This is a genomic window from Sedimentitalea xiamensis, from assembly GCF_030164465.1.
Classification (GTDB): Bacteria; Pseudomonadota; Alphaproteobacteria; order Rhodobacterales; family Rhodobacteraceae; genus Sedimentitalea; species Sedimentitalea xiamensis.
Genome location: NZ_JASNJE010000069.1, coordinates 1 through 3,319, shown reverse-complemented (window position 1 = coordinate 3,319; position 3,319 = coordinate 1). Strand labels below are relative to the sequence as shown.

Sequence of the window (3,319 nt, the reverse complement as noted above, 5' to 3'; positions counted from 1 at the left end):
CGCTACAAAGCCAGCTCCGAGGCCGCCAAGAAAACGAGAAAGGAGACGCCGGCATTGACCACAACATGACCGCTGAGACATAAACAAGGGCGGGCCAAATCTCGGTGAAAATACCGGGTCAATTCTCAGAGGAAATCAACAGCGCTTGGGCTAGCTGATGTGGTCGAGAGCCTTTCGGGCAAGATCAGGATGGGCACAATCTTTATCGACGAAGGCTTCGGAAGTCTCGACACCGAGAATGGGGCGGGCACGCTGGATCAAGTGATCCAAGTTCTTGCTGCGCTGACAGAGGGCAGCCGGGCCGTCGGCCTGATCTCGCACGTTGGGCTGGTGCAGGAGGCTATTCCACAAGGCTTTTACGTGCGCTCGACCCCAAGCGGCAGCCGGGTTGAGGAAAGAAGGGGTATGGGATGACGGACCGTTGGTACTACCGTAAGGCACACACCCGCCGACTGTCGACGGGGCGAACAGTCTCGGTTCGCGGCGGTTGGGCAGTTCGGGGCGATCGTGAAAGCAAGAGGGGCGCATCGTTCAGGCGGACTTGTCCAATATGTGGGGCGCTGATCGTAAGCGTGGGCATGCCCAGAGGAGGGTGGGTCCATTTTGAGGACGGCAAAGGCCTGACGCGAATTAAGCACCCTTGCCTGCATCTTGGCGGGGGTCTGAGCAGGCGGCGCGACGAGGACACACCGGATCTTTTCGAAAGGCTGCCATAGCTCGTTGCCGGATCACAAAGAGCGATTCTGACCAAAACACTTAGGTCGATGTTCAAACCACGACCCTTTAGCGGAATCGATGAACGTAAGCATTGGCGGCAAGCGCCCCTCCCTCAATGAACCGAGAAGGTCCCTGTCGCTGGATCTGATCACAACGGTCTAGTCCTTGATTCGCCACATCCTGAATCGTCCTTGTTGCGTCACTTCTCGGATCAGGCATCTCTCGTCCATCCAGGCGAGGTTCCTTTGAACAGCCGCGCGACTTGCGCCTGTTAGGGCCTCCGCCATCGGGGCCGACACCAAAGGCCACTCTGTCAACACAGACCGAAGAGCGGCCGGAGTTCGGCCCGAAAGCTGAGACATGGCTCCTTCCGCCCGAACACTCCATGTCTGGGTATCATCTAGATGACGCATCGCCGTTAGAATTGCGCTGTTCATCCCATCCAACCAGCGGGCCAAACGTTCGGGCGGCAAGCCCGAAACACGCAGCCCCCCTGCCCCGCCCATGGCGAGCGGTGCGAAGATGGCGCCGCTTCCATCGCTGGCCGCGATCCTGGACGCGGTGACGGCGGCTTCCATCTGGTCGCCGTGCTGTCCGAGGCCGGCCAGGCTCCAGAGATGAAAGCCCATGCAAGCCCGCGTGATTGGGTGGAGCTCGGCTGCTGCGGCCATTACGTCCAACCATCCGCCCGCGCGATCTTCGAAACGCTCAGCGCTGCCTTCAATGTTCTCGGGATCGCGGCGATCCAGGAAGGCGGCCAAGTCAGCCTTCGGTCCGGGACCGCCTGTCAGGCGCCGAACAGCCCATCCAACTCTTGCCAGGGCATTTGGGTCATCCTGTGCACCTGACAGCCGCATCGATATCCAGAGCGCCAGACGATCAGCACTGACCCGATCCCCTGCGAACCAGCTGAGGTCTGCCGCCTCGATCAGTGCGAGGCGGTGCAGCCAGCCGTCAGGACCGCGCAGGAGGCGGTCATCCAGAGCACCCAGGCGTCCAGCAACCCGTGCGAGTCGCGCAGCGTGAACGCCTTCTGCCTTTGCCCAGTCTTCTATGACAGCAGTGTCGGGCGGTTCTGCCCGTGGCCCGGGAGGCAAATCATCCGGTTCTTCTTCGAGTGGTCCCGGCAGAAACCAGAGATCCTCTTCGTGAGCCTCTTCATCCGCCTCGATGGTGATGAGGGGGTCATTGAAATCATCAGTCAAAACGGATGCTTGGGTCTTCATATGTGCAAAATACTGTTCTTTTGCACATCACCCAAGTGATTTTGTGGCGGTTGCCTTCGCTCTTTATATAGTATGCGCGCGCGACTGCCGGTGAAACCTCTCAGATCGCGCTCAGCGCAAGGAAACCAAGGGTTTTTGGACGAGCGCGACGAGAGAGCACCTACTTGCATTCGTTTACAAACGGTCGTTTATTGGCGATATATAAAATTGCAAACGGCCCAGTTTCATGCCCCTGATAGGCTATGCGCGCGTATCCACAGAGGATCAGACCCCCCTGCCCCAGTCCGAGGCGCTGCAATCGGCGGGCTGTGCCGAGATCTTTGAAGAGCACGCCTCAGGCGGCAATCGTGCGCGTCCTGTGCTCGCGCGTGTGATCGAACGCGTCAAGAGCGGCGATACGCTGGTCGTCGTGCGGATCGACCGACTTGCGCGGTCTTTGTCGCACTTGCTTGAGGTGATCGAAAGACTGGAGGGCAAGGGGGCGTTCTTCCGCTCGCTCCAGGACCCGATAGACACCGCCTCACCACAGGGCAAGTTCACCCTGCAGGTCCTGGGCGCCGCTGCCGAGTTCGAGCGTGCCCTGATCCGCGAACGGACCAAGGCGGGTCTTGCCTCAGCGCGCGCCAAAGGTCGCGTTGGTGGCAATCCTGGGCTTCGCAGCAAGGACCCCGCCGCTCTTCGCAAGGTACGGCTTGCCCGGCAGGATGGCTACATGGAGCGACTGAACGAGACCGCGCAAGATTGGGTGCCGCATGTGCGGCGCCTGCGGCCGGATATGGCTTGGGAGGACGTCCTGCGGATCATCAATGGTCCCCTGCCCCACGACCGCCACTGGACCCAAAGCCGTTTGCTCCGCGCCGTGAAGGCATATGTGCGGGACGGGTTCCTGCCCGCTGAAGCGCTTGGACGCGCTGGACGTCGCGAAACCGACGACCGCCTGCCGGCGATTGTCGCTGCCATCAAGGGTGCGGACCCCGATATCACGCTTCAGGCAATCTGTGACCGACTGGAATCCATGCGTGAACGCACCCCTCGCGGTCGCACTAGCTGGCAGCCTTCCTCAGTCAGAATGCTGCTGGAGCGGGCAGAGCGTCTCGGCCTTTTGTAGGCGCCAATGGTCGGCAAACTACTCTTGTCGCTCGGCCAAAATCGTCCAGAATCATCGCCTCAATTGGACTCAATTGGACTCAATTGGACTGAACGACTACCGGCTGGCGCCGGTAGGATCAGCGATGTGCTGTTCCAGGTACTGAAATACGATGTCTTCTGTGATGGCACCATTGGTTGTTGAGAAATACCCGCGTCCCCAGAACCTGCGGCCCCAGTAGCGCCTGCGCAGCTCTGGGAACTCGCGTTGCACCTTGTGGGACGAACGC

At 60.3% G+C, this 3,319-nt stretch carries 4 protein-coding genes; 2 read left to right on the top strand and 2 right to left on the bottom strand.

The window, feature by feature from the left end; all coding sequences use genetic code 11:
* Window positions 1-159 precede the first annotated feature (159 nt).
* The gene (locus QO034_RS23035; RefSeq protein ID WP_284487843.1) at window positions 160-414 is read left to right on the top strand and encodes a P-loop NTPase family protein; all 255 of its coding nucleotides are present in this window, start codon (window positions 160-162) and stop codon (window positions 412-414) included.
* 461 nt (window positions 415-875) lie between these two features.
* On the opposite strand, the gene QO034_RS23030 is transcribed toward QO034_RS23035, so the two are convergent.
* Window positions 876-1,943, bottom strand: a complete 1,068-nt coding sequence (locus QO034_RS23030) for a hypothetical protein (RefSeq protein WP_284487842.1) — start codon at window positions 1,941-1,943, stop codon at window positions 876-878.
* Between the two features lie 226 nt (window positions 1,944-2,169).
* On the opposite strand from QO034_RS23030, the gene QO034_RS23025 reads away from it, so the two are divergent.
* The gene (locus QO034_RS23025; RefSeq protein WP_284487841.1) at window positions 2,170-3,051 is read left to right on the top strand and encodes a recombinase family protein; all 882 of its coding nucleotides are present in this window, start codon (window positions 2,170-2,172) and stop codon (window positions 3,049-3,051) included.
* 96 nt (window positions 3,052-3,147) lie between these two features.
* Here the strand turns inward: QO034_RS23025 and QO034_RS23020 are convergent.
* The coding region (locus QO034_RS23020; RefSeq protein ID WP_284487844.1) for a transposase at window positions 3,148-3,319 on the bottom strand (172 nt) is incomplete at its 5' end.

Coding starts and splice junctions, on each gene's coding strand:
- QO034_RS23025 (WP_284487841.1), top strand. CDS start 2,170: ATGCCCCTGATAGGCTATGCGCGCGTATCCACAGAGGATCAGACCCCC.
- QO034_RS23030 (WP_284487842.1), bottom strand. CDS start 1,943: ATGAAGACCCAAGCATCCGTTTTGACTGATGATTTCAATGACCCCCTC.